22 protein-coding genes and 1 pseudogene are annotated in these 26,489 nt (G+C 67.3%); 14 read left to right on the forward strand and 9 right to left on the reverse strand.

Annotated features, from left to right (window positions below):
• Positions 1–9 precede the first annotated feature (9 nt).
• Complete coding sequence (gene cobT, locus UAA55_RS18595) at positions 10–1,047, forward strand: nicotinate-nucleotide--dimethylbenzimidazole phosphoribosyltransferase (RefSeq protein WP_322954620.1); 1,038 nt, start codon at positions 10–12, stop codon at positions 1,045–1,047.
• Positions 1,048–1,110: 63 nt separating this feature from the next.
• Here cobT and UAA55_RS18600 read toward each other — a convergent pair whose 3' ends face one another.
• Positions 1,111–1,434, reverse strand: a complete 324-nt coding sequence (locus UAA55_RS18600) for an RHS repeat domain-containing protein (RefSeq protein WP_322954621.1) — start codon at positions 1,432–1,434, stop codon at positions 1,111–1,113.
• A gap of 584 nt (positions 1,435–2,018) precedes the next feature.
• On the opposite strand from UAA55_RS18600, the gene UAA55_RS18605 reads away from it, so the two are divergent.
• The gene (locus tag UAA55_RS18605) at positions 2,019–6,053 is read left to right on the forward strand and encodes an RHS repeat domain-containing protein (RefSeq protein WP_322954622.1); all 4,035 of its coding nucleotides are present in this window, start codon (positions 2,019–2,021) and stop codon (positions 6,051–6,053) included.
• Positions 6,050–6,400, forward strand: coding sequence for a DUF4288 domain-containing protein (locus UAA55_RS18610; protein WP_322954623.1), 351 nt, complete (start codon positions 6,050–6,052; stop codon positions 6,398–6,400). The genes UAA55_RS18605 and UAA55_RS18610 overlap by 4 nt, the downstream gene beginning before the upstream one ends.
• Before the next feature lie 468 nt (positions 6,401–6,868).
• Here UAA55_RS18610 and UAA55_RS18615 read toward each other — a convergent pair whose 3' ends face one another.
• From UAA55_RS18615 to UAA55_RS18620, 3 genes and pseudogenes are all read right to left on the reverse strand, one after another.
• Complete coding sequence (locus UAA55_RS18615; protein WP_322954624.1) at positions 6,869–7,030, reverse strand: hypothetical protein; 162 nt, start codon at positions 7,028–7,030, stop codon at positions 6,869–6,871.
• Between the two features lie 32 nt (positions 7,031–7,062).
• Positions 7,063–7,212, reverse strand: a pseudogene (locus UAA55_RS31360) (helix-turn-helix domain-containing protein); the annotation flags it as partial.
• A gap of 69 nt (positions 7,213–7,281) precedes the next feature.
• On the reverse strand, positions 7,282–7,674 hold the full coding sequence (locus UAA55_RS18620) for a hypothetical protein (protein WP_322954626.1): 393 nt from the start codon (positions 7,672–7,674) through the stop codon (positions 7,282–7,284).
• A 200-nt stretch (positions 7,675–7,874) separates the two neighbouring features.
• Here UAA55_RS18620 and UAA55_RS18625 point away from each other — a divergent pair, with 200 nt between their 5' ends.
• The 3 genes from UAA55_RS18625 to UAA55_RS18635 all read left to right on the forward strand — a co-directional run bounded on the left by UAA55_RS18625 (position 7,875) and on the right by UAA55_RS18635 (position 10,082).
• Positions 7,875–8,945: an ActS/PrrB/RegB family redox-sensitive histidine kinase gene (locus UAA55_RS18625; RefSeq protein ID WP_322954628.1), complete on the forward strand. Its 1,071-nt coding sequence runs from the start codon at positions 7,875–7,877 to the stop codon at positions 8,943–8,945.
• On the forward strand, positions 8,915–9,250 hold the full coding sequence (locus UAA55_RS18630) for an ATP-binding protein (protein ID WP_322954630.1): 336 nt from the start codon (positions 8,915–8,917) through the stop codon (positions 9,248–9,250). Before UAA55_RS18625 ends, UAA55_RS18630 begins: the two co-directional genes overlap by 31 nt.
• Before the next feature lie 250 nt (positions 9,251–9,500).
• Complete coding sequence (locus tag UAA55_RS18635; protein ID WP_322954632.1) at positions 9,501–10,082, forward strand: ActR/PrrA/RegA family redox response regulator transcription factor; 582 nt, start codon at positions 9,501–9,503, stop codon at positions 10,080–10,082.
• Positions 10,083–10,253: 171 nt separating this feature from the next.
• On the opposite strand, the gene UAA55_RS18640 is transcribed toward UAA55_RS18635, so the two are convergent.
• Complete coding sequence (locus UAA55_RS18640) at positions 10,254–10,463, reverse strand: DUF1674 domain-containing protein (RefSeq protein ID WP_322954633.1); 210 nt, start codon at positions 10,461–10,463, stop codon at positions 10,254–10,256.
• Between the two features lie 149 nt (positions 10,464–10,612).
• Between UAA55_RS18640 and UAA55_RS18645 the strand changes: the two genes are divergently transcribed.
• The 7 genes from UAA55_RS18645 (at position 10,613) to UAA55_RS18675 (ending at position 18,645) form a co-directional block, all read left to right on the forward strand.
• Positions 10,613–11,929, forward strand: coding sequence for an RsmB/NOP family class I SAM-dependent RNA methyltransferase (locus UAA55_RS18645; protein WP_322954635.1), 1,317 nt, complete (start codon positions 10,613–10,615; stop codon positions 11,927–11,929).
• Positions 11,930–11,974: 45 nt separating this feature from the next.
• Positions 11,975–12,655: a ribulose-phosphate 3-epimerase gene (rpe, locus tag UAA55_RS18650; protein ID WP_322954637.1), complete on the forward strand. Its 681-nt coding sequence runs from the start codon at positions 11,975–11,977 to the stop codon at positions 12,653–12,655.
• 15 nt (positions 12,656–12,670) lie between these two features.
• Entirely contained in the window at positions 12,671–14,323 is a 1,653-nt protein-coding gene (locus tag UAA55_RS18655; protein WP_322954638.1) for a heparinase II/III family protein, read from the forward strand.
• An 84-nt stretch (positions 14,324–14,407) separates the two neighbouring features.
• A complete protein-coding gene (gene purH / locus UAA55_RS18660) occupies positions 14,408–15,994 on the forward strand; it encodes a bifunctional phosphoribosylaminoimidazolecarboxamide formyltransferase/IMP cyclohydrolase (protein ID WP_322954639.1) in 1,587 nt (528 codons plus the stop codon).
• A gap of 169 nt (positions 15,995–16,163) precedes the next feature.
• On the forward strand, positions 16,164–17,921 hold the full coding sequence (locus tag UAA55_RS18665; protein ID WP_322954641.1) for a sensor histidine kinase: 1,758 nt from the start codon (positions 16,164–16,166) through the stop codon (positions 17,919–17,921).
• A gap of 71 nt (positions 17,922–17,992) precedes the next feature.
• Positions 17,993–18,268 carry a type II toxin-antitoxin system ParD family antitoxin gene (locus tag UAA55_RS18670; protein ID WP_322954642.1) on the forward strand — a complete coding sequence of 92 codons (276 nt, stop codon included), beginning with the start codon at positions 17,993–17,995 and terminating at the stop codon, positions 18,266–18,268.
• An 11-nt stretch (positions 18,269–18,279) separates the two neighbouring features.
• The gene (locus UAA55_RS18675; protein WP_322954643.1) at positions 18,280–18,645 is read left to right on the forward strand and encodes a type II toxin-antitoxin system RelE/ParE family toxin; all 366 of its coding nucleotides are present in this window, start codon (positions 18,280–18,282) and stop codon (positions 18,643–18,645) included.
• Positions 18,646–18,706: 61 nt separating this feature from the next.
• Here UAA55_RS18675 and lepA read toward each other — a convergent pair whose 3' ends face one another.
• Complete coding sequence (lepA, locus tag UAA55_RS18680; protein ID WP_088870743.1) at positions 18,707–20,509, reverse strand: translation elongation factor 4; 1,803 nt, start codon at positions 20,507–20,509, stop codon at positions 18,707–18,709.
• A 95-nt stretch (positions 20,510–20,604) separates the two neighbouring features.
• Positions 20,605–21,276, reverse strand: a complete 672-nt coding sequence (locus tag UAA55_RS18685) for a haloacid dehalogenase type II (protein WP_322954644.1) — start codon at positions 21,274–21,276, stop codon at positions 20,605–20,607.
• Between the two features lie 166 nt (positions 21,277–21,442).
• On the opposite strand from UAA55_RS18685, the gene UAA55_RS18690 reads away from it, so the two are divergent.
• On the forward strand, positions 21,443–22,165 hold the full coding sequence (locus UAA55_RS18690; RefSeq protein WP_322954645.1) for a DUF1223 domain-containing protein: 723 nt from the start codon (positions 21,443–21,445) through the stop codon (positions 22,163–22,165).
• A gap of 7 nt (positions 22,166–22,172) precedes the next feature.
• Here the strand turns inward: UAA55_RS18690 and UAA55_RS18695 are convergent, their stop codons facing one another.
• Together UAA55_RS18695 and pheT are read right to left on the reverse strand one after the other, a co-directional pair.
• Positions 22,173–23,861, reverse strand: coding sequence for a methyl-accepting chemotaxis protein (locus tag UAA55_RS18695; RefSeq protein ID WP_322954646.1), 1,689 nt, complete (start codon positions 23,859–23,861; stop codon positions 22,173–22,175).
• 199 nt (positions 23,862–24,060) lie between these two features.
• Complete coding sequence (gene pheT, locus UAA55_RS18700) at positions 24,061–26,454, reverse strand: phenylalanine--tRNA ligase subunit beta (RefSeq protein ID WP_322954647.1); 2,394 nt, start codon at positions 26,452–26,454, stop codon at positions 24,061–24,063.
• Positions 26,455–26,489: the final 35 nt, after the last annotated feature.

The following is a 26,489-nucleotide window of genomic DNA, read 5'->3' on the forward strand; positions in this document are numbered from 1 at the left end:
CGGAGCATCATGAGCGACATCCCCTCCTTCGACGAATTCCGCCGCGTCCTGGCCGACCTGCCGGGCCCGGATCTGGAGGCCGCCACCACCGTCATGCAGCGCGAGGTGCAGCTGACCAAGCCGCGCGGCGCCCTGGGCCGGCTGGAAAGCCTGACGGAATGGCTGGCCACCTGGCAGGGCCGCACGCCCCCCCGGGTGCAGCATCCGCGCGTCGCGGTGTTCGCCGGCAACCACGGCGTGGCGGCGCTGGGCGTCTCGGCCTATCCGTCGGCGGTGACGGCGCAGATGGTGCACAACTTCACCCAGGGCGGTGCCGCGGTGAACCAGCTGTGCGGCCAGGCCGACGCCGACCTGCGCGTCTATGAACTGGACCTCGACAATCCCACAGCGGACTTCACCCACGGCCCCGCCATGAGCGAGGAGGCCTGCGCCCGCGCCATGGCCTACGGCATGATGGCGGTGGAGACCGGCATCGATGTGCTGTGCCTGGGGGAGATGGGCATCGGCAATTCCACCTCCGCCGCCGCCCTGTGCCTGGCCCTGTTCGGCGGCAAGGCCGTGGACTGGGTGGGCCCCGGCACCGGCCTGGATGCCGAGGGCATGGCGCGCAAGGCCGCCGTGGTCGCCGCCGGCATCGCCGCCAACGCCGACCTGCTGGCCGATCCCTTCCATGTGCTGCGCGCCTTGGGCGGGTATGAGCTGGCGGCCATCGTCGGCGCCATCATGGCGGCCCGCATGGCCCGCACGCCGGTGGTGCTGGACGGCTACGCCTGCACGGCCGCCGCCGCCGTGCTGTACAAGCTGGACCCCCGCGCCCTGGACCATTGCATCGTCGGCCACCTGTCGGCCGAGCCGGCCCACCGCCGCCTGCTGGACGCTATCGGCCAGGAGCCGCTGCTGACCCTGGGCATGCGCCTGGGCGAAGGCTCCGGCGCCGCCCTGGCCCTGCCCATCCTGCAGGCCGCCGTCGCCTGCCACACCGGCATGGCGACGTTCGCCGAGGCCGGCGTGTCCACACGCGGCGGCGAGGGCCGGGCCACCCATTGAACAGCCTGGCCTCCCTGGGCCGGCACGATGCCGGTCCAGGCCCCGGCCCCCGTCGCGCGGGGCTTAGTTGGAGAAGGGTGAGCCGGGAATGGGCAGCACGAAGCCGCCCAGCAAGGGCAGCACGATGACCTTGGTGCCGTAGGGGGAGGACGATGAGCCGCCCGTGGTGGTCACGGCGGTGCGGTTGCCGGCGGCGTCGTAGGTGTAGGTGGTGATGGCGCCGCCGGGCCCGGTCACCTTGGTCAAGCGTCCCAGCGTGTCGTACTCATACTGCGACGTGCCGGCCCAGGCGACGCCGGCCAGCAGCGTGGTGGCCATGACGGTGGCAAGGGCGAAACCGGCGCGTCGCGTGCGGCTGGGCGCGGTGAGGACGAAACGGGACGTCATGAGGCCTCCTGGACGGTCAGCATGCTATGGCGCGACGGGTACTTATACCGGGCGCCACCCGTAGCGGCGCCATATAATTCAGCCATTTTCTATCAAAAATAACCACGGCCTGATATGAGCCTCGACGCTCCATCCGTCGCCGTATCCGGGTGGATGTCCCGCCATCGGCACGATATGGACGTGGTGGGCGGAAAAATTCCATTGAAAGGTATTGGCCGGTTCGTGGGCGCTAGGCTATCCTGATTTTGGTATACGGTATAAAGGATGCGCGGGAAATAATGGGAAGAATATTGGGAACTCAAGCGGGGTCCCTCGCTGCCGGCCGCTCCGTTCCGGCGCTCCCCGGCCACGCACTTGACCCCGGCCTCCGGTAAAGCGCCGCCCCTGTCGCCGCTGGCCGTTGATTGATACCCCGCCGTACTGCGAGGATGCATGAGTTCCGCCTACCGCCCTGCCGCTAGCAGCTTGCGCCTGTTCTTTGTCTTGTTTTTCATTGCGGTGGAGTTGCTGCTGCCGCAGTGGGCTACGGCGCAGGATTTCTTGGTCGCCCCCCTCCCGTCTATTCCACCGTTGATCCGCAAAATGTGGATCTTGGCACGGGCGCCTTCAGGTACTCGACGACCGAAGTGGTAATCGGCCAGCCGGGGGCGGGGGGATTAAGCTATACCCGGTACTTCATCGGCAGCAACTGGCGCGATGATTATATCGGCGGCATCAATAAAACCGGCACCACCTATATTGTCAGCCTAGGTGGTTCATCCGAAAGCTTCACCTCGTCGGACGGCGCCAATTTCACCAACAATGGGGGGACGGGGTCCACGTTGAGCGTCAACGGCACGCTCTACACCTACACGGCAGCGGATGGTTCTGTCGCGACATTCGACAAGAACTATTGCTGTATCGTGAACGACGGATACTCCACGAATATTAAAGCGAGCGAAGGACGGATAACCCAGCTGGTCCTTCCCTCCGGTGAAACCAGGATCTGGAAGTACCAATTTCAGAAATTCTGTGACGCTCCCGGTAGTGGTGCGCCCTGCTTTGTTCTTGGGAGAATTCAGTCGGTATATAATAATTTTGGCTATCAGATTCGTTACATATATGGCGCCAATAACACCAGTTCACTGGACGCTTATGGTGACTGGCTGACATTGACCGGTGTCGTCGGCTTCAACATGGCGGTGGAGACTTGCGCGCCGGAAAGCCAGACCTGCACCCTGGGTTCCAATTGGCCCAAAATCAGCTATGCCAAGCCATCCGACGATGCGAATGCCCGTACCGCCACTGACAACCTGGGACGGGTCACCCGGTATAAGAATGGCATAACGGCCATCCGCCGCCCCTCCAGCGGCACGGACAACATCACCATCGGCTACGATGGGGCGGGCCGCGTCAGCTCCGTCAACAACGGCGCCGGCACGTGGAGCTATACCTACGCGGACAGCGGCAATATCCGCACGACGACCGTGACGGATCCGTTGAGCCACCAGCGTGTCGTGACGACGGATCTGGCGACGGGCCAGATCCTGACGGACAAGGATGCGCTGGGCAACACGACGACCTACAGCTACGACAGCTACCACCGCCTGACCCAGGTGACGCGGCCCGAGGGCGACTACGTCACCTATGACCACGACAGCCGCGGCAACGTCACGAAAACAACGAAGTACGGCAAGCCTGGCAGTGGCCTGGTGGTGTGGTCTGAGGCCACGTATGAGAGTGGCTGTTCCAACCCCAAAACCTGCAATAAGCCCAGCGCCAGCCACGACGACAACGGGCATTGGACCTATTATGCCTATGATCCGACGCATGGCGGCGTGCAGACCATCACCCGGGACGCCCCCGGTGCCGGCAAGGCCCAACCCCAGGTGCGGTACAGCTACGGCCCGTATCAGGCGTATTACAAGAACAGCAGCGGCAACTTGACGGGTGGCGGCACCATCTATCTGCCGACGGGCACGTCCACCTGCGTCAACGGCAACTGGACGGGTTCCGCCTGCGACAGCACTGGCAACAACGGCCAGAATGGGATCGAGTCCAAGACCAGCATCGGTTACGGCGACACCTCGGGCAGCCAGGCGAACAACCTGCTCCCGGTGTCGATGACGCAGAGTTCAGGCGATGGTTCGGTGTCGGCGACGACGAGCGTGACCTATGACAGCGTGGGCAACAAGCTGACGGTGACGGGGCCGGCCAATACCGGGACCACGCGGTATCGCTATGACGCCGCCCGCCAAATGGTGGGCGTGGTGGGGCCGGCGGCCGGCGCGTCGGGCAAGTACCGGGCGACCGCCATCAGCTACAATCCAGACGGTCAGGTCACGGACACCAGCCAGGGTACGGTCAACAGCCAGTCGGATGGCGACTGGTCCAATTTCGTCACACTGCAGAAGACGACCGCCATTTATGACGGCCAGGGTCGCAAGACGTGGGACGTGCTGAAGGATGCCGGCGGGAATGAGCTGGTGACGACGGCGTACGGCTATGACGCGGCCAACAACCTGATCTGGACGACACGGCCCATGAAGGGCACGGGCGACGACCGGTGGATCAACTACGGCTATGACGCCGCGGGGCGCTTGACGCAGGTGAGGGACACCAGCAACCAAATCATCTCCGGCACCAGCTACACCGCCAACGGCCTGAAGGCGACGATGGTGGACGGCAATAATCACACCACCAGTTACACCTATGACGGCTTCAACCGCCTGACGCTGGTGACCTACCCGACGGCGAATGGCGCGACCTATTCCGACGCTTATGGCTACGACAACGCTTCCCAGATGACGTCGTGGCGGCAGCGGGACAACCAGACGACGATGGGATACACGCGCGACGCCCTGGAACAGGTGACGAACCGGAGCGTCGGGAACTTCAACTACAGCTATGACAATCTGGGTCACGTGACGCAGGCGACGGCGGACGGCAAGGCGTCGGTGACAACCGTCTATGACGCGCTGGGCCGGTTGACCAGCCAGACGACGGACGGGCGCAAGGTCTCCGCGCAATATGATGCCGCCGGCCGCCTCCAGCGGTTAATTTGGCCGGACGGAACCTATGCCGACTACAGCTATGACACGACGGGGGCGATGACCGGCATCTCGGTCAACGGCAACTGGGTGCAGAGCTACAGCTATGATGACTTGGGCCGGCGGCAATCGACGACGCGGGCCAACGGGGTGACGAGCGTCTATTGTTTCGACAGCGCATCGCGGCTGACGTTCCTGGACCTCGGCGGAACCGCCGGCCAGTGCAGCGACAGCTCTCCCCGCCTAACGTCGCTGAGCTTTGGTTACAATCTGGCGGGCCAGATCCTCAAAAGGACGAATTCCAACGCGGCCTATGATGTGCCCGTGCCGACGAACGGCACGACCAACTACGCCAACAACGAATTGAACCAGACGACGTCCGTTTCGGGCCCGTCCGGCACTTCATCGCTGACGTATGGTCCCCGCGGAAACCTCTACACCTATGGGGCGACCACGACGGCCCATGACGCCGATAGCCAGATGGCCAGCGTGTCGCCAGCCACCAGCCTCGGCTACGACGCTATGGGGCGCCTGTCCCAGGTCAGCCAATCGTCGACGACGCGCTTCCTGTACTTCGGCAATCGCCTGGTGGCGGAGTACGACAGCTCGGGCAACGTGCTGCGCCGCTACATCCCGGGCGCCGCCACGGATGAGACCGCCGTATGGTACGAAGGGTCGACCACGGCCGCGGGCCGCTGGCTGATCCCGGATGAGCGTGGCTCGGTCGTGGCGGTGACGGACGGCGGCGGCACCGCGCTGGCCGTCAACACCTATGATGAATACGGCCGCCCGGGCGCGGGCAACATGGGCCGCTTTCAGTACACCGGCCAGGCCTACCTGGCCGAGGCCAGCGTGTACTACTATAAGGCCCGCATGTATCTTCCCGGTCTGGGCAAGTTCCTGGAGACTGACCCGACCGGCTACGCCGCCGGCATGAACCTCTACGCTTATGCCGGTGGTGATCCCATCAACCGCGCCGATCCGATGGGACTGGCCGACGGTGACGTTGCGCAGGAGGTCGTGGTCACTGGCACTCGCCCGGCCGGGCTGATTATTAACCAGTTGGGTACGGAGGTTGTGTCTAGCCAATTTGCTTACCGCAAGCTCCAGCAGACTATTTTTGTGAAGACGACTGACACCGGGCCACAAAGTGCACAGCAACCATTTATTATAAATGATCCGCCGATTATTAACCTCGGCGATGAAATGACGGAAATTATTGTAACGGCAGCCGTGCCTGCTTATCGAATCGGCAAACTGCTATTTGATTTGGGAATCGGTGCCGCAGGTGGAGTGGAAATTGGAACGATCCTGTCAAATGGTTTGGTTGCGGGTGCCGATGCGTTAGGAGCAGCCCCTAATCTCGTGCGTCTAGGTAAGAAATTTGGAATTAATGCCAGTAGCGAGGTTGGTGCCAACATTCTTCAGAATTTAAATACCCCTGTAAGCGAGTTCATTGCTCAAAATCGATTGGGAAGCATCTTGAGCGTATTTCCCAGCGAATATCTAGGCGGTACTGTTGGTCAAGCGTTGCAGCAGGGTGGCTCGACAGTTCGAAAACTTCTTCTTGACTCAAGGTTTGCAAAATGAACAAAGATAGATGGTTTAGTGTAAAACTAAGATTCGCGATAATGGTAGAGCCTATTGGGGCTAGCACGATGAATGATTGCCTATTTTTATTAAAGGCCAATGATTTTGATAGTGCCTTTAAGAAGGCAATAAAGATTGGTGTGGGCGCACAAAAAGACTATCTCAACGCTCTTGGGCAGAAAGTGCAGTGGAAATTCTCTGAGATAATATCTTTAGATGTTATAAATTCAGATAATCTAGATGGCGCTGAAATCTATTCAGAGCCCCTTCATCTCGAGGGCCAGGCCATAATTCCACTTGATGCTAATTTTAGCCCAGAGGCTTCTCGCCCTATTCAAACACTATAACCGCGTATGCGCAGAAAATTGGAATGTTTGGGTGAATAGGAATGAAATATCAATGTGTTAGGGCGCCATCGTTGAACTTTCGTGCATAGATGATGCACAGGTTGTACAGAGATGGTTATCCCCTGACAGTCGCCCCCTCTTGTGAGGTTATCAGGCGGCGGGGTTGCGGCCGTTTTTGCGCCCCTGCCGCCGTTTTGGCGCCTGGCGCGGCCGATTACGGCCGCTGCCCTAAAAACGCCCATTCCCCTTTGAGAATCAGCTGCTTAGCCCAAGTCCTCGCCCTATCGGCCGCCGCTAAATCCACACCGGTCCACACCGGTCCACACCGATCCACAGCAAAGTCCACACCGATCCGCACGGATGCGGATTCTCTGTTTTAGAACAGCAACTTACCTTAGCGGCTGAGTTCCTCGCCGCTTGTGGTGCACCGCCGCTGCCGATCAGCCGGTTATAGCCGCCCGCCTTCCCTTAGCTGCTGAGGCTGCCGACCATGCGCTTGGCCTGGTGCTTGACGATCATGCCGTCGAGCAGGGCCTTGACAACCTTGCGGTCCTCCTCCGGCACCTGAGAGACCGCCTCGAACTGGAGGCGGAACTCGTCGCTTGGGCCGCGCTCCGTCTCATCGAACACCAGTGCGTCGAGGCTGACGTGCAGGCCGTGGCCAACTTGACCAGGGCGTCCAGGGTGGGCTGCGCGGTGCCGGCCTCGTAGCGGCGGACCTGGTTGACGTGCAGGTCCACGGCATCGGCCAGGCGCTGCTGGGAAAGACCGCGCTGCTTGCGCAGATCGGCCAGCCGGACAGGAAAGTTCATTGGGATCGGCCACTGGATAACAGGGCCGTGCAGTTGATCGCTGCTATGTAACGGCTCTCCGCCCGCCCCTCACGGCCGGTGATACGTCACCACCCACATGACGCCGACGGCCACCGCCACCAGGCAGGCCAGCATCCAGGTGCGGATGGGCACCGCCACCTTCTCGCCCGGGGCCTTGCCCTTCTTGGGTTTGATGGGGCGTTCCGACCCCGCCACCACGGTGGGCTTGGGCCGGCCCTTGCCCTTGTAGGGGTCGTGCAGTTCCACCAGGCGCCAGTCGTAGTTGGACAGCGCCTCCTCACTCTCGAAATCCACCTGGATCAGCCGGACATAGCCCCGGCCGTGGCTGCGCACCGCTTCGCTGAATTCCCGCTTGCCGGCCGACAGGTTGTCGACCAGGGCCAGGGTTTCCCACTTCTTGCCCTGGGGTTTCTGCACCGCGAATTTGCGCTGGCTTTCCAAGGAACCTTCTCCACCGGCAGGGGCGACGAGCCGCCATCCTTCCGCAATTATCAACGCCGCGCGGCCGGGGGCAAGGGGCTGCGCGCCGGCCGCCCGAGGGTTGTCCCGGGTGCGACGCCGTGGCCCGCGCGTATGCCTTGACGCCCGGCATGGTTGCCCCCGCTTAATCCAGGCCGAGCTACTTTGGGACAGTCGGGACGATGACGCGGCAGGCGTGGACAGGGACGGCGGATGACGCCGCGGACGAGGCGCGGCCGGAGGGGGCGCGCTGGGCCGCCGCGCGCATCAACCTGCGCACGCTCAACACCATCCGCTGGATCGCCATCGCCGGCCAGACCGTCACCCTGCTGACGGTGGAGGACCTGGTCGGCATCGACATCCCCCTGCTGCCGGCCCTGGCGGTGACGGCGGTGTCGCTGCTGATCAACCTGTACGCCGTCGCCCGGCGCCGGCGCAGCCCCTTCCTGACCGAGCGGGGCGCCGTGGTCTTCCTGGGCTACGACACGGTGCAACTGACCGTGCTGCTGATGCTGACAGGCGGGCTGGAAAATCCCTTCGCCGTGCTGGTGCTGGCGCCCTTGATGGTGGGGGCCAGCATGCTGGGGCGCCGGCTGGTCACGGGGCTGACCACGCTGACCACCGCCTGCCTCACCTTGGTCTGGGCGCTGGCCATGCCCCTGTCCTGGCCGGCCAGCAACGGCGTCACCCTGTCGCCCATCTACCTGGGTGGCATCTGGGCGGCGCTGACGCTGTCCGCCATCTTCATCGCGACCTACGTCTACAAGGTGGCGCAGTCCGGCCGCGACCTGTCGCAGGCCCTGATCGCCAGCCAGGTGTCGCTGGCCCGGGCACAGAAGGCATCGGCCCTTGGCGCGCTGGCCGCCGCTGCGGCGCATGAGCTGGGCAGCCCGCTGGGCACCATCGCCGTGGTGGCCAAGGAACTGGCCCGCGACATGCCGCCCGACAGCCCCTGGATCGAGGATATCCAGTTGCTGCAGAGCCAGTCCGACCGCTGCCGCGTCATCCTGGCCGACCTGGCCCGCCGCCCGGACGCGGAGGGGGAGATGGAGCCCTACGCCCCCCTGGGCCCGGTGCAGGTGATCGAGGCGGTGGCCGCCCCCCACCGCCGGGCGGAGGTGGCGCTGGAGATCACCGTGACCGGGGCGGAGGAGGGCGCGCCCTCCCCCTGCCGCTATCGCCGGAGCTGCAGCACGGCCTGGGCAACATCCTTCAGAACGCCATGCAGTTCGCCACCACGCGGGTGGACGTGACCCTGCACTGCGATCCCTCCGCCCTGGTGCTGACCGTGGCCGACGACGGCCCCGGCTTTCCCGTCGGCCTGCTGGAACGCTTGGGCGAGCCCTATGTCTCCGACCGGGATGAGCGGCTGGAGCAGGTGCCGGTGCGCGCGGGCGGCGGCGGCACCATGGGGCTGGGGCTGTTCATCGCCCAGATCCTGCTGGAACGCACCGGTGCCGTCGTTTCCTACGCCAACGGCCGGCCGGGCAGCACGCCCGTGGGTGCCGGCGCCCATGTCACCGTGAACTGGAGCGGACCGCTGCCGGCCGCCCATTGACGGGTTGCGCAAGATGACGCCACTGGCCGTCGGAAGTGCGCAAAAGAATGGGAAACCATCGTAGGGTGGACAGCGGCGTATTGCCGCCCTTGGATGGACATAATCCCGTGTCCATCTCTTCGGCCATCACGGAGCGTCCTTTTGCCGCGTGTCGGAATCGCACGGAAGCGTCCACACACGGCGTAGTAAGGTCGTTCATAGCTTTGCAACCGTCCATTCAGCACGGCCGGATAATAAGGGGTTTTCCAGAATGAACGTTGAGACCGGTGACGTGATCGATCCCATGCGCCTCGGCTTCACCGGGGACGCGTCGCGCAGCCTGCTGGTGGTGGACGACGACGCCCCCTTCCGCATCCGCCTGGCCCGCGCGCTGGAAAAGCGCGGCTTCGACGTGGTGGCGGTGGACAGCGTGGCCCTGGGCGTGGACGTGGCGCAGGAGGCGGCCCCCCGCTACGCCGTGGTCGACCTGCGCCTGGCCGACGGCAGCGGCCTGGATGTGGTGAAGGCCCTGCGCGACGCCCGGCCCGAGGCGCGTATCGTCATGCTGACCGGCTACGGCAACATCGCCACCGCCGTCGCCGCTGTGAAGGCGGGCGCCGTGGATTACCTGCCCAAGCCGGCCGACGCCGACGCGGTCGAGGCGGCGTTGCTGACCGACGGCCCCCTGCCGCCGCCGCCCGAACACCCCATGTCCGCCGACCGCGTGCGCTGGGAACACATCCAGCGGGTGTTCGAGCAGTGCGACCGCAACGTCTCGGAAACCGCGCGCCGCCTGAAGATGCACCGCCGCACCCTGCAGCGCATCCTGAACAAGCACGCGCCGAGGACTTGAAGTCGTTTTCCTCAGGCGCCGGCGCCCCATTCGGGGGCTTGGTTTCCTCGCTGCGCCCCCTTTACACTAACTGGGCGGTGCTCGCGGCGGCGGATGCGGTCACGTCCTAGCCGCCGCTGACGTTCCTCTGTTGGAGCGTCCTTTGGGCAGGGATGGCGCGTACACCCTGCCTCAAAAATCGCTGCAGCGGCCCTTGCGTTCCCAGTCGCCGTAGCGGGTGGGCTCGGGGCCGGTGGGGCCGCCGATTTCACGCACGGTTTCAGGCTTCGCCGCCTCGGCCTTGCCGGGTTCCGGTGTGGGCTGGGGTACTGGCGCCGTGGGGGCGACATGCGCCTTGAACACGGGGGCCTTGGGCTCGGGCAGGGGGGGCGGCTTGCTCATGGGGCTATAATTGGGCCCGTCCCGCGCCGCCGCCAAGGGCTTTTGCCGCAGGCCCGCGCGACCCCACCCGAATCCATGCCGGAAACGGGGGGCGGGTGGCCGAAAGGGGCCGGTGACAGCGGGCCTTTTCCGGGGTACACCCCGCCCCCATGAACACCGAAACGTTGGCCGCCCGCCGGGTGGTCCTGGATCTCTTGGAAAGCGTGCTGCGCCGCCGCGTGCCGCTGGATGACGCGTTGGACCAGCACCGGGACCTTCCCGGGTTGGAGCCGCGCGACCGTGCCTTCGTCCGCCTGCTGACCGCCACCGTCATCCGCCGCCTGGGCCAGATCGACGCCGTGGTCATGTCGCTGCTGGCCCGGCCGGACCTGCCCAAGGCCGGCGTGCTGGACATCCTGCGCGTTTCCGCGGCCCAGCTGCTGTTCCTGGGCACCCCCGCCCACGCCGCCGTCGACACGGGCGTGGAACTGGCCGTGGCCAAGGGCCTGGCTGGAATGAAGGGCCTGATCAACGCCGTGCTGCGCCGCCTGGCGCGCGAGGGCGCCGAGCTGCTGGCCGCCCAGGACGCCGGCCGCCTGAACACGCCGGACTGGCTGTGGCTGGCCTGGCGCCAGCATTACGGCACCGGCCACACCCGCGCCATCGTCGACGCCCACCTGGTCGAGGCGCCGCTGGACATCACGGTCAAGGGCGATCCGCACGCCTGGGCGGAACGGCTGGAGGCGACGGTGCTGCCCACCGGCACCCTGCGCCGCGCCGCCGGCGGATCGGTCACCGAGCTGCCGGGCTTCAATGAGGGCGCCTGGTGGGTGCAAGACGCGGCCGCGGCCCTGCCCGCCCGCCTGCTGGGCGACGTCGCCGGCCTGACCGTGATCGACCTCTGCGCCGCCCCGGGCGGCAAGACGGCGCAACTGGCCGCCGCCGGCGCCAAGGTGACGGCGATCGACCGCTCCGCCCCCCGGCTGGGCCGGCTGTCGCGCAACATGGAACGGCTGGGCCTGTCGGTCGCCACGGCGGTGGCCGACGCCACCAAGTGGCAGCCGGAGGAACCGGTCGACGCCGTGCTGCTGGACGCGCCGTGCAGCGCCACCGGCACCATCCGCCGCCACCCCGACGTGGCGCGGCTGAAGACGCCGGAAGACGTGGGCCGCCTGTCGGGCGTGCAGCGCCGCCTGCTGGACCGCGCCATCGACATGGTGAAGCCCGGCGGCTTGGTGGTCTACTGCACCTGTTCCCTTCAGCCCGAGGAGGGGGAGGAGCAACTGTCCCGCCTGCTGTCGCGCCGCCTGGACGTCATGGTGGAACCCATCATCCCGGTGGATTTGGCCTATAGTCCGGATGCCGACGCCACGGCGCTGGCCCCCCTGGTGACCGACAGCGGCGACGTGCGCACCACGCCCGGCCATTGGGCCGAACTGGGCGGCCTCGACGGATTTTTCATGACCCGCCTGCGCCGCACCGCCTAGCGCGGTTGGCAAAGCGCCCGTGAGTTGATAGGAACGACAGTCATCATGCAGCAGCCGGTACGCATCGCCCCCTCCATCCTGTCGGCCGACTTCGCCAACCTGGGCGCGGAGGTGCGGGCGGTGGACGCCGCCGGCGCCGACTATATCCACATCGACGTCATGGACGGGCATTTCGTCCCCAACCTGACCATAGGGCCCATGGTGGTGCAGGCCCTGCGCCCGCATTCGGCCAAGGTGTTCGACGTGCACCTGATGATTTCGCCGGTGGACGCCTTCGTCGCCGCCTTCGCCAAGGCCGGCGCTGACATCATCACCGTGCACCCCGAGGCCGGCGCCCACACCCACCGCACGCTGCAGCTGATCCGCAGCCTGGGCAAGAAGGCCGGCGTGGCGCTGAACCCGGCCACGCCCATCTCGGTGCTGGACTACATCATGGACGACGTCGACATGATCCTGGTCATGTCGGTCAACCCCGGCTTCGGTGGCCAGTCCTTCATCAACAGCCAGAAGGACAAGATCAGGGCCATCCGCCAGCGCATCGACGCCGTGACCGCCGGCACGTCCCGTGTCATCGACCTTGAGGTCGACGGTGGCATCAACGCCGAGATGGCGCCCGTGGCGATATCCGCCGGCGCGGACGTGCTGGTGGCCGGCACCGCCACCTTCCAGGGTGGGCCGGGCGCCTACGCCGACAACATCCGCCGCCTGCGCGGCCCGCTGGTCTGAGGGGTCGTACGGCGCATGGCCCGTGTCACTTCCGGCATGAGACGGTTCCGCGCCGGCCCAGGCGCGCTGGTCTACCGGACGCCGCTGTACGGCGTGCTGCTGAAAAGCCGCGCCCCCCAGGCGCTGGGCGTGGTGCCGGCCGACCCTTGGCCGGGCGACCCTCGCCAGGGTGAGGCGCTGCTGGCCGGCCGTTTCGCCTTCGCGGGCGAGGAGCGCCAGGCGGACCTGCCGCCCTGGCTGGACCTTTCCGCCGGATCCGCCTGGCTGACGGCCCTGCACGGCTTCGACTGGCTGCGCCATCTGAAGGCCGCCGGGGGCGACGCCGCGCGCCGCCAGGCCCGCGTGCTGGTCACCAGCTGGCTGGACGGCTTTTCCTCCTGGCATGCCGTGGCCTGGGCGCCGGAGGTGACGGCCCAGCGCATTGTCGCCTGGATCGGTGCCCACGACTTCTTCCTGGCCAGCGCCGACGACGGCCTGCGCGCCCGCGTGTTCGACAGCCTGGCCCGCCAGATCCGCCACCTGGCCCGGCTGGTGCCCGGGCGGCTGCGCGGCGTGGATCTGATCCTGGGCATCAAGGGCCTGATCTATGGCGGCTTCTGCCTGCCGGGCCGGGGCCGCACCGCCCAGCGCGCCCTGTGGCTGCTGAACCGGGAGCTGACCCGCCAGGTCATGCCCGACGGCGGCCATGTGCAGCGCAGCCCCTCGCTGCAGCTGCAGGTGCTGCGCCACCTGATCGACATCCGGGGCGTTTTGCGCGCCGCCCGGGCCGACATGCCCGATGCCGTGCAGCACTCCATCGATCGCCTGACGCCCACCCTGCGTTTCTTCCGTCATGGCGACGGCGGCCTGGCCCTGTTCAACGGCGGCTGGGCGGAAGACCCGGCCTTCATCGACACGGTGCTGAGCCAGGCGGATGCCCGCGGCCGGCCCCTGCGTTCCGCCCCCCATGTGGGGTTCGAGCGGCTGGCGGCGGGCCGTTCCTGCGTGCTGTTCGACGCCGGGGCGCCGCCGCCGGCCGGCCTGGACGCCCGCGCGCACGCCGGCAGCCTGTCGTTCGAGATGAGCGTGGGGCGCGAACGCCTGATCGTGAACTGCGGCAGCCACCCGTCGGAAACCGGCGCCTGGCGCGGGGCCTTGGCTTCCACCGCCGCCCACTCCACCCTGGTGGTGGCCGACACCAATTCGGCCTCGGTGCGTGACGATGGCGGCCTGGGCCGCCGCCCGCACCCGGTGGAGGCCAAGCGGCGCGAGACGGGCGGTGCCGTCCTGGTCGAGGCGGCGCACGACGGCTACCGCGACGGCTTCGGCCTGATCCATCACCGCCGCCTGTACCTGGCGGAGAACGGCGAGGATCTGCGGGGCGAGGACAAGCTGGAAGGCGGGTCCGGCGGCCAGTCCTACACGCTGCGCTTCCATCTGCACCCGGGCGTGCACGCCAGCCTGTCCCAAGGCGGCGACGGCGTGCTGCTGCGCTTGCCATCGGGGGCCGGCTGGCGCCTGCGCCTGTCGGGCGGCACGGTGGGGCTGGAGGAAAGCGTCTACCTGGGCGACGGACCCGAGCCGCGCGGCACCCTGCAGGTCACCGTGCGCGGCACGACCGCCCCCGGTGGCGCCACCGTGAAGTGGGCCCTGCGCCGCGAGAAGAAGGCCGAGGGCGCCGACCCCTGACCCGCCATGACCTAAGTTTCCCTTGAAGCCCGGCGTTTGCCGGGCTTTCTCATTCCCAAATCCCACCGAAGCCGGATTGCCATCATGACCAGCCCCGATCTCGTTCCCCTGCGCCGCGCCCTCATCTCCGTGTCCGACAAGACCGGCCTGATTGAGCTGGGCCAGGCCCTGGCCGCGCGCGGCGTGCACATCCTGTCCACCGGCGGCTCCGCCCAGCGCCTGGCCGAGGCCGGCGTGCCCGTGACCGAGGTGGGCGACCACACCGGCTTCCCGGAGATGATGGACGGCCGGGTGAAGACCCTGCACCCGCGCATCCACGGCGGCATCCTGGCCCGCCGCGACGATGAGGGGCACGTGGCAGCCATGAACGCCCACGACATCCCCGGCATCGACCTGGTGGTGGTGAACCTCTATCCTTTCGAGGCCACGGTGGCGAAGGGGGCGGATTTCGAGACCTGCATCGAGAATATCGACATCGGCGGCCCCAGCCTGATCCGGGGTGCCGCCAAGAACCACGATTTCGTGGCGGTGGTGACCGACCCGTCCGACTACGCCCCCCTGCTGGCCGAGCTGGCGGCCCATGACGGGCAGACCACGCTGGACCTGCGCCGCCGCCTGGCCGCCAAGGCCTATGCCCGCACCGGCGCTTATGACGCCGCCATCGGCGCCTGGTTCGCCAACCGCCTGGGCCAGACCTGGCCGGAGAGCGTCACCGTGTCCGGCACCCTGCGCCAGACCCTGCGCTATGGCGAGAACCCGCACCAGACCGCCGCCTTCTACGTGACGGGGGAACGCCGCCCCGGCATCGCCACCGCCACGCAGCTGCAGGGCAAGGAGCTGTCGTACAACAACCTGAACGACACCGACGCGGCGTTCGAGCTGGTGGCCGAGTTCGACCGCCCGGCCATCGCCATCATCAAGCACGCCAACCCCTGCGGCGTGGCCGAGGGCGATGACCTGCCCACCGCCTATGCCCGTGCCCTGGCCTGCGACCCCGTGTCCGCCTTCGGCGGCATCATCGCCGCCAACCGCACCCTGGATGCGGTGACGGCCGAGGCCATATCCCGCCTGTTCGCCGAGGTGGTGATCGCCCCCGACGCGGACGAGGCCGCCCGCGCCGTGCTGGCGTCCAAGAAGAACCTGCGCGTGCTGCTGACGGGTGACCTGCCCAATCCCACCCAGGCCGGCACCCTGATCAAGACCGTGGCCGGCGGCTTCCTGGCGCAGAGCCGGGACGACGGCCGCGTCCTGCCGGCCAACCTGAAGGTGGTGACCAAGCGCGGCCCCACCCCGAAGGAGCTGGCCGACCTGCTGTTCGCCTTCCGCGTGGGCAAGCACGTGAAGTCCAACGCCATCGTCTATGCCAAGGACCTGGCCACGGTGGGCATTGGCGCCGGTCAGATGAGCCGGGTCGACAGCAGCCGCATCGCCGCCATCAAGAGCCGCGAGGCGGCGGAGGCCGCGGGCCTGGCCGAGCCGGGCACCAAGGGCGGCGTCGTGGCGTCTGACGCCTTCTTCCCCTTCGCCGACGGCCTGATCGCGGCGGCGGAAGCCGGCGTCACCGCCGTCATCCAGCCCGGCGGCTCCATGCGCGACCAGGAAGTGATCGACGCTGCGGACGAGCGCGGCTTGGCCATGGTATTTACCGGCATGCGTCATTTCCGTCACTGACGGCCGCAGGAACAGGGGGGATGATTCCGTATCAGGGGACCGTCCCCCCTTTGAAACCGTCCTCCGCCATCGAAGGCCGGTCGTTCAGGGACGGCGATGACCGATGGGGTAAGCCCAGGGACCGCAGGGCATGCGGGTACCTGGGCCAAGAAGGACCAGGGCCGCCCGCATGACCGCCTCCGCGCCAGATCCCGCCACTTCGGCCGGCGCCTCCCTTCCTGATTTCCTGGCCGGCGGCGCGCCCGTCCGCGAGGCCGCCGTTCCTGCCGATGGCGCCGCCGCCACCGTTCCCCTGATCCCTTCGGCTGGCCGCCCGGTGGCCGTCCTGCTGGTCATGAGTTTGGTCCTGACCCTGCTGCTCTTCGCCTGGGCCGCCTGGGACCACCATCGCCGCGTCTGGGACGATGCCCGCGAACAGGTGATGGACGTGACCCATGTGCTGGAAGAGCACGCGGGCAAGATCTTCAGCATCCACGCCACCAGCCTGCGCTATGTCGAGCGCTTGGTGGGCGATGCCGGCTGGAAGGACGTCGCCGGCGACAGCCGCTTCTACGACCGCCTGCGGGAAATCTGGCAAGCCTCGCCGGAGCTGGAGAGCGTCTGGGTGGTGGACACCACCGGCATCATTCGCGTGAACACGGTGCAGTGGCCGACGCCTGCGCTGGACGTCAGCGACCGGGAATATTTCCGCGCCCAGCTGAAGCCGGGCGCCGGCATCTTCATCGGCCAGCAGCTGCGCGGCCGCATCTCCGGCGCGCCCTTCCTGCCCATCAGCCAGCGTATGGAAACCCGGGATGGCCGCTTCAACGGCGTGGCCCAGCTATCGCTGAAGCCGGACTACTTCATCGCCTTCTACCGGTCGCTGTTCTCGGCCGATCCCAAGACCATGATGCTGGTGCGCGAGGATGGCGCCCTGCTGGTGCGCGAGCCCGCCCCTGCCGACGGCGGCTTGCAGCAGGGCTTTTATCCTGAGCTGCTCAAGACGCCGGAGGACGCCACCGGCACCTTCATCCTGACGTCCCCCATCGATGGCGTGCAGCGGCTGTATGCCCGGCGCAAGGTGCCCAACCTGCCACTGTTCGTCCTCTACGGCATCACCACGGACAGCATCGCCAAGGAATGGGAGGACCGGGCCCTGATCTACGCCGCCGTGGCCGTGCCGGCCTCGCTGGCGCTGATGCTGGTGGCCTGGATCGCCATCCGGCGGTCGCGCGACCTGGCGCGCGCCGGCCAAATCCTGCGCCACGCCAACACCCTGCTGGAGGCGCGGGTGGCCGACCGCACCCGCCACCTGGACCGCGCGCTGGCGGAGCGCGAGATGCTGTTGCGCGACACCCACCACCGGGTGAAGAACAATCTACAGGTCGTCTCCAGCCTGCTGCAGCTGCAGGCCAGCATGAACCCGGCGCTGCGTCCCGCGCTGGGCGACGCCCTGCGCCGCATCCACGCCATGGGCATCCTGCATGAACAGCTGCACCGCGCGTCCGACGTCGACGTTGTGCAGCTGGACCGGGTGATCACCGCCCTGGCGCGCGAGATCGACCACATCCACCAGGGCGAGGGGCATGCCGCGGACCACCCGCGCCGCGTGACCGTGACGCTGGACGTCGCGCCGCTGGAGACCGACCTGACAGCCTCCGTGCCCGTGACCCTGGTGCTGAACGAGGTGCTGTCCAACGCCTTCAAGCATGCCTATCCCGGAGGCCGCGCCGGCACCCTGGCCGTGACCCTGCGGCGGGAGGGGGCGGAGGGCGTGCTGATCGTCGCCGACGATGGCGTGGGCATGCCGGACACCCCGGCCGGAACCGGCCGCAAAAGCCTGGGCCAGCTGCTGATCGACGCCTTCACCCGCCAGCTGCGCGGCAAATTCTTTTACGAGACGGCCACGCCGGGCACACGGTTCACCCTGCGGTTCCCGCTGGGGTGACTTCGCTGTTGGCATAGTATGCCAATCGGCGTTAGGTTTCAGACCTCGAACCAGTCGCTGGAGGGATGCCGATGCCGACGCGCAACGTGGTGCTGACCGATCACCATGAGCAGATCATCGAAGACCTGGTGCGGTCCGGTCGCTATCAGAATGCCAGCGAGGTGCTCCGTGCCGGTTTGCGGCTTGTCGAGCGGGAGGAGCAGGAACACGCAGCTAAGCTAAAGGCTTTGCGGGATGCTGTGGAGGTTGGGCGGCGCGATATCGCGGAAGGCCGGTTTGACCTGATTGAGGCTGACGGCGACCTTGAAAGGTACCTCGCCAATTTAGAATCGGAAGCCGCTGGTTAGCGCTGACGACGATGCTCAAGGTTCGCATTGCCGCCGCCGCCAAAGCTGACCTCAAGGCCATAGCCGCCCATTCTCTTCAAACCTTTGGCGACGGGGCATTCCACCGTTATCGAGCGCTGCTGTTCCAGGCCATTCAGGACTTACGTGCCGATCCCTATCGGCTGGGTAGCGTCGATAAGCCTGAATTGTCTGTCCGCATGTACCATCTGCGCCATAGCCGGAGGCGGGCTAGTGTGGAAGGGGTGCCCGTCCTTACTCCCCGTCATTTGCTGGTTTATGAAGTGATGGAGCCCGGTGTGATTGACATCTTGCGCGTCCTTCATGACGCGATGGACGCCAAACGCCATGTTCTTGGCTCGGCCGCCGAGCAGCCTTGAAACCAGAACCGGCCGCCCTGGCGGACGGCCGACGCGATACCCGGTGCTCTGGATGGCTGAATCAGCCGTCGCCCATCTTGAGGGCGGCGATGAAGGCGCTCTGCGGGATTTCGACCTCGCCGAACTGCCGCATGCGCTTCTTGCCTTCCTTCTGCTTGTCCAGCAGCTTGCGCTTGCGGCTGATGTCGCCGCCGTAGCACTTGGCCAGCACGTCCTTGCGCATGGCGCTGATGGTCTCGCGGGCGATGACGCGGCTGCCGATGGCGGCCTGCACGGCGATCTTGAACAGCTGGCGCGGGATCAACTCCTTCAGCCGCTCGCACAGCAGGCGGCCGCGGTGCTCGGCCTGGCTGCGATGGACGATGGTGGACAGGGCGTCGACCGGTTCCGCGTTCACCAGGATGGACATCTTGACCAGGTCGCCGGTCTCATACCCGTCCATCTGGTAGTCGAAGCTGGCGTAGCCGCGGCTGATGGACTTCAGCCGGTCATAGAAGTCGAACACCACCTCGTTCAGCGGCAGCTTGTAGACCAGCATGGCGCGCCCGCCGACATAGGTCAGGTCGATCTGCTGGCCGCGCCGCTCGGTGCACAGCGCCAGGATGCCGCCCAGATACTCGTCGGGCAGCATGATGGTGGCGCGGATCCACGGCTCATCGATGTGGTCGATGCGGATGGGGTCCGGCATGTCGGCCGGGTTGTGCATGTCGATGACCGACTTGTCGGTCATGTGGACCTTGTAGATGACGCTGGGCGCCGTCGTGATCAGGTCCAGGTTGAACTCGCGCTCCAACCGTTCCTGGATGATTTCCAGGTGTAACAATCCCAGGAAGCCGCAGCGGAAGCCGAAGCCCAGCGCCGCCGACGTCTCCGCCTCGAACTGGAAGCTGGCGTCGTTCAGGGCCAGCTTGCCCAGGCTTTCGCGCAGGTGCTCGAACTCGGCGGCGTCGGTGGGGAACAGGCCGCAGAACACCACCGGCACGCTGGGCTTGAAGCCTTCCAGCGGCTCGGCGGCCGGGCGGCGCTCCTCGGTGATGGTGTCGCCGACCTTGGTCTCGCGGATGTCCTTGATGCCGGCGGTGATGAAGCCCATCTCCCCTGGGCCCAGGCGGCCCGACTGCACGGCCTTGGGCGTGAAGTGGCCGACGCGGTCGGCTTCCTTCGTGGCCCCGGTGGCCATCATGCGGATCTTCTGGCCGACCTTCAGCTCGCCATCGACCACGCGCACCAGGATGACCACGCCCAGGTAGGGGTCGTACCAGCTGTCGACCACCAGGGCCTTCAGCGGCGCCTCCAGGTCCCCCTTGGGCGGCGGCAGGCGGGTGACGATGGCCTCCAGCACGTCCTTGATGTTCAGGCCGGTCTTGGCCGAGATCATGACGGCGTTGCTGGCGTCCAGGCCGATCACATCCTCGATCTGCTGCTTGATGCGGTCGGGTTCGGCCGCCGGCAGGTCGATCTTGTTCAGGACCGGGACGATCTCATGGTTGTGGTCGATGGCCTGGTAGACGTTGGCCAGCGTCTGCGCCTCCACCCCCTGCGAGGCGTCAACCACCAGCAGCGAGCCCTCGCACGCGGCCAGCGAGCGCGAGACCTCATAGGCGAAGTCCACGTGGCCGGGCGTGTCCATCAGGTTCAGCTGATAGGTCTTCCCGTCATCGGCCTTGTAGGTCAGGCGCACGGTCTGCGCCTTGATGGTGATGCCGCGCTCGCGCTCGATATCCATGCTGTCGAGCACCTGCTCGCGCATCTCCCGTGCGTCCAGGCCGCCGCAATACTGGATCAGGCGATCGGCCAGGGTCGATTTGCCGTGGTCGATATGGGCGATGATGGAGAAATTGCGGATGTGCGAAAGGTCGGTCATGACGGGCCGGTCTGGGAAAATTCCCGCGACCATAGGATGCCCCGCGTTCCGGCGCAACCGCGGGGTTGGCGGGGCGTTCATGTGCGGGCGGGAACTTAAGGCGCGATGGCCGCTGCCAGTTCCCGCAAGTCCGCAACGGTCGCCGTCGGCGACACGCCCCAGGGATCGAACAGCGCCTCGGGCGAGCGTTTCACCCAGGCGGCGCGCCAACCGGCGGAGAGGGCCCCGATGACATCGAACGGATTGCTGGAGACCAGCCAGGTCTCAGCACCCGTGGCACCGGCCGCCCGCAGGAAATGGCTGTAGACGGCGGGGCTGGGCTTGAACGACCGCAGGTCATCCGTGCTGACGATGTCCAGGAACAGTCCGCCGACGCCGGCCGCGTCCAGCAAGGTGCGCACCGCGTCGGCGGTGCCATTGGAAAAGGCGTAGAGCTTGAACCCCGCCGCCCGCAACTGGGCCAATCCATCCGCCGCGTCGCCGAACGCCGGCAGGGTGCGATAGGCATCCAGCAGGGCCGCCCGCCACGCCATGGACAGCGGCGTCCCGTAGAAGGCGCAGGTGTGGTCGAGGGCCTGGGCGGTGCAGACGCTGAAGGGGACGTAGTTCTGCATCAGGGCGCGGCGGAAGGCATATTCCAGCTGCCGTTCCCGCCAAGTGCGGGAGAAGTCGGCGGCGCGCTCCCCCACCATGTCCCGCAGCATCGCCACCAGCCCATGGGTGTCGATCAGCGTGCCGTAGACGTCGAAGGCCAGTGTCGCCGCCATCGGTCCCTCCCCCATTCACCATTGACGCCGACTGTGCCCCGACTGGAACGCATGGTCCAGGCCGGAAGCGGCGGCCGTTCGCCGCGCCTCCCTGGCGGCACCACCGGGCGCTTCCCACATAGGGGGACATCACGCTCGCGGCGTGGACAAGGGAGGGGACGAAAGAATGCGTCGTACCGGCTTGCTTTTCCTGGCGTTCGGCCTGGCCCTCCCGATCTCGACGCCCGCGCTGGCGGCGGGACCGGTGGTGGTGGAATTGTTCACGTCGCAGGGTTGCTCCTCCTGCCCGCCCGCCGATGCCTTCCTCACCGACCTGGCGCAGGACCGCCGGGACGTGCTGCCTCTGGCTTTCCACGTGACCTATTGGAATGGCCTGGGCTGGCGGGATCCCTATTCACTCGAGGCCGCCACGGCGCGGCAGCGGTGGTATGCGCGCGGCCTGGGCGGCGGCCAGGTCTACACGCCGGAGATGGTGGTGAATGGCGAACGCGCCTTCGTCGGTTCCGACCGTGCGCGGGGCTTGGCCGAAATCGCCGACGCCACGCGGCGGGAAGCGGCGCCGGTCGGCTTGCAGGTCGCGCGCGGGGAAGACGGCCTGGTCATTTCCGTTGGCGCGGGCAAGGGACAGCAGGGTGACATCCTGGTGGTGGGGTATGACCCGCAACACCGCACCCCCATCGGGCGGGGCGAGAACAGCGGCCGCACCCTGCTGGAATCCAATATTGTCCGGTCGATCACCCCGGCAGGGCAATGGCGGGGAGACGCGGTGGAGGTCCGCCAGCCTCTGCCGGCAGGGGAACGTGTCGCGGTCCTGCTGCAGGCATCGGACGGCCGCATCCTGTCCGCCGCCATCCTGAGCCAGGCGCCAGGAGACCAGACGCCGGGGTGAGCGGGGCTCAGCCCGCACGCACCTTGATCAGGAAGCCCGCCACCTGGTGGCGCAGGTGATCGGACTGGCTGACCAGGTCCTGGGCGGCGTGCAGCACGTCGACGGCCATGGTGCCGGTCTCGCTGGCGGCACGGGTGACCTCGCCGATGGTGCTGGACACGTCGGAGGTGCCGGCGGCGGCCTGGGCCACGCTGCTGGCGATCTCGTTGGTGGCGGCGCCCTGCTGCTCCACGGCGGCGGCGATGGTGGTGACGATGTCGCTGATGCGGCCTATGGTGCCGCTGACGCCGTGGATGGCGCCGGCGGCACTGCCGGCCACGGCCTGGATTTCGCCGATCTGGGCGCTGATCTCCTCCGTGGCCTTGGCCGTCTGGGTCGCCAGGGTCTTCACCTCGGACGCCACGACGGCGAAGCCCTTTCCGGCCTCGCCCGCCCGCGCCGCCTCGATGGTGGCGTTCAGGGCCAGCAGGTTGGTCTGGCTGGCGATGTCACTGATCAGGCGCACCACGTCGCCGATCTTGCGTGCCGCCTCCACCAGGCCGCCCACGGTGTGGTTGCTGCGCTCCGCCTCCACCACGGCGTTCTGGGCGATCTGCGAGGATTCCTCCACCCGCCGGCCGATCTCCTGGATGCTGGCGGAAAGCTGCTCGGCCGCCGCCGCCACGGTGTTGACGTTACCGGCCGCGGCTTCCGCCGCGCCGGCGACCGCCAGGGTCTGGTGGTTGGTCTGCTCCGCGATGGCGGACAGGCCCTTGGCGTTGCCCTGCATACGGTCGGCGGCACCGGCCACCCCTTCCACCACTTGGTTCATGCTGGCCTCGAACTCATCGGCCAGTTGGGCCAGGGCGGTATGGCGCTCGGCCTGGGCCTGGGCCTTCATCGTCTCCTGCTCATGGCGCAGGGTGTCGGCCTCCACCATGGTGCGCTGGAAGACGCGCAGCGCCCGCACGGTGGCGCCGATCTCATCGCGCCGGTCGGTCGCACGCACCTCCACGGTCTGGTCGCCGTCGGCCAGCGCGGTCATGGTGTCGACGATGCGCTTCAGCGGGCGAGACACGCTGGCCCAGGCGATCCACAGCGCCAGGGCCATGATCAGCACGGCACCCGACAGGCCGGCCACCAGGGTCACCCAGTAGGTTCGTTCGTTACGCGCCTTGGCGGCGGCCTCGCCCTTGCTCAAATTCTCGTCCACCGCCTTGGTGATGACTGTCAACCGGTCCAACAGCTTGGACAGGCGGATGTCGAACTCGTCGGTCAGGGTGGCGGCGCCGGCCTTGGTGTTGCCCGCCAGCATCTGTTCGCGCGCCTCTTCCGCGAACTTCATCATGGCCTTGAACTCGTCCCGGGCCATGGCCAGGTCGTCCTTGGATCCCGGGTTCAGCCGGGCGACGCTGTCCAGGTATTTGGAGAGGTCGCCGGCCTGCTGCCCGATCTCATCCTTCATGCTGTCGATGATGAACTTGTCGGTCTCCGCCAGCATCATGTAGCTGATGCGGCCGATGTTGGCGGCGGCGCCATTGGCCCGGTCGATGGCCTTCAGGGCCTCCGCCTCGCCGCGCAGCAGGTGCTGGTATTGCACAGCACCCGTGTTCATCTGCGACAGGGTGTAGAGGGAGGTGCCGAGCGTCACCAGACCCATCAGGATCAGGGGCAGCAGCAGCTTCTGGATGATGGGCAGATCCCGGAAAAACTTCATGCCGTCTGTCCTCCCCCAACGGGTGACGCCATAAGTGTAGGCGTCAGTGTCCGCTTTTTATCTTTGGAAAGATAGTAAGGGACGGGGGCGCAGGCCGTGCAAGTGGTTAAAGTAGTCTAAAATTCACAATAAATTGGTTAAAAGGAAAGGTGCCCCCTGAAAGCCAAGGGGCGCCTACTGCGAGCGTGTAAGCTCTGTGTCAGCCGCGCAACACGGCGCCGGTCGCCTTGGTGACGGCGGCGACGACTTTGGCGGCGACGGCCTCGATTTCCGCGTCGGTCAGGGTCTTGTCCACCGGTTGCAAGGTGACCGACAAGGCGATGGACTTGAAGCCGGTTTCGACTCCGGGGCCCTGGTAGACGTCGAACAGCTGCACGCCGGTGATCAGGGCCTTGTCGGCCCCCTTGGCGGCGCGGATCAGACGGTCGGCCTCCACGCCGGCCTCCACCACGAAGGCGAAGTCGCGGCTGATGGGCTGGAAGGTGGACAGATCCAGCTTCGGCTTTTCCGTGCCGCCCTTCTTCTTCGGCTGCGGGACAAGGTCCAGGAACACCTCGAACGCCACCAGCGGGCCGGTCAGGTCCAGGGCCTCCAGCACCGCCGGGTGCAGCTCGCCGAAGCGGGCCAGCACGGTGGGGCCCAGTCGCAGGCAGCCGGAGCGGCCCGGGTGGTACCAGCCGGGCGCGTCGGTGGAGACGACCAGGTTGGCGGTGGGGGCGCCGGCGGCTTCCAGCGCCGCGATGGCGTCGGCCTTAGCGTCATAGGCGTCCACGGGGCGGGTGCCCTTGGCCCAATGGCGGGCCACGGCCAGGCCGGCGCGCACGCCGGCGGCGATCAGATCCTGGCCCTTCTCGCTGCCGTCGCGGAAGGCGGGCCCCACCTCGAACAGCGCCAGGTCGGCATAGCCGCGCGCGGCGTTGCGGCCCGCGGCCGCCGCCAGGTTGGCCAGCACGGAGGGGCGCATGATGGCCAGGTCGGCGCTGATGGGATTCAGCAGGGCCAGTTCGTCCGGCGCCCCGCCGAACAGCTGGGCCGTCTCCGGCGCCAGGAAGGACCAGGTGATGGCCTCCAACATGCCCCGGCCGGCCAGCAGGCGGCGCACGGTGGCGGTGCGGCGCTGCTTGGGCGTGACGGCGACCTTGGGCAGCCCCTCGTCGCGTGGCAGGCTGGTGGTGGGGATGGCGTCGAAGCCGTGGATGCGCAGCACCTCCTCCACCAGGTCGGCCTCGCCATGCACGTCGGCGCGCCAGGACGGCGGCACGGCGTGGATCAGGCCGTCCTTCCGGCTGGTCTCGAAGCCCAGGGCCGACAAGATGCGGATTTGGTCCGCTTCGGCCACGTCCACGCCACCCAGGTGGGCCACGCGGGCGGGGCGCAGGGTCAAGGGGCGGCGCCAGGCGGGCTCGGCTCCCGCCACGAAGACCTCGCCGGCCTCACCGCCGCAGAGGTCCAGCACCAGGCGGGTGGCTTGCTCGATGCCGCTGACGACGCTGGCCGGGTCCACGCCGCGCTCGAAGCGATAGCGGGCGTCGCTGTCGATCTGCAGGGCGCGGCCGGTCTCCGCCACCTTGGCGGGTTCGAACAGGGCCGCCTCGATGATCACGTCGGTGGTCGTCTCCGACACGCCGGTGCTCTCCCCGCCCATGACGCCGCCCAGGGATAGGACGGAACCCGAGGCGTCCGCGATGACGGTCAGGCCGGCGGGCAGGGTGTATTCCTTGCCGTTCAGGGCCAGCAGGGTCTCGCCCGCCTTGCTCTCGCGCACGGTCAGGTCGCCCTGGACCTTGGCGGCGTCGAAGACGTGCAGGGGGCGCACCTGGTCCAGGGTCATCAGGTTGGTGATGTCCACCAGGGCCGAGATGGGGCGCAGGCCCACGGCGGTCAGCTTGTCCTGCAGCCACTGCGGGCTGGGGCCGTTGCGCACGCCGCGCACCACGCGGGCGGCGAATTGCGGGCAGGCCGCCGTTTCCAGCGCCACCTTCACCGGGGCGGGGAAGACGCCAGGCACGGGCGCGGTGTTCAAGGGCTTCAGCGCGCCGACGCCGGCGGCGGCGAGATCGCGGGCGATGCCGTAGACACCGGCGCAGTCGACGCGGTCAGGCGTCAGCGAGATCTCGATGACAGCGTCGTCCAGCTTGCGCCAGGCGGCGAAGCTGGCGCCCACCGGCGCCTCCTCCGGCAGCTCGATGATGCCGTTGTGCTCATCCGACAGGTTCAGCTCGCGTTCGGAGCACAGCATGCCCCGGCTTTCCACGCCGCGGATGGCACCAACCTTCAGCGTGTCGCCCGTGGCCGGGACGACGGCGCCGGGGCTGGCGAACACCACGGTGATGCCGGCGCGGCAGTTGGGCGCGCCGCACACCACCTGGATGGGCTCACCCGTGCCGGTGTCGACCATGGCGACGCGCAGCTTGTCGGCGTTGGGGTGCTTCTCGGCCGACAGCACCTTGGCGATGACGAAGGGGGCCAGGGCCTTGCCGGTGTCCTCCACGCCCTCGACCTCCAGGCCCAGGGCGGTCAGCTTGTCGGTGATGACGTCCAGCGGGGCGTCGGTTTCAAGGTGCTGCTTCAGCCAGGAAAGGGTGAACTTCATCGCTATCTGCCGTTCTTCGGGTGGGGCGCCTGGCG

Origin of the sequence: Nitrospirillum guanabarense, assembly GCF_034653355.1 — a bacterium.
Classification (GTDB): Bacteria; Pseudomonadota; Alphaproteobacteria; order Azospirillales; family Azospirillaceae; genus Nitrospirillum.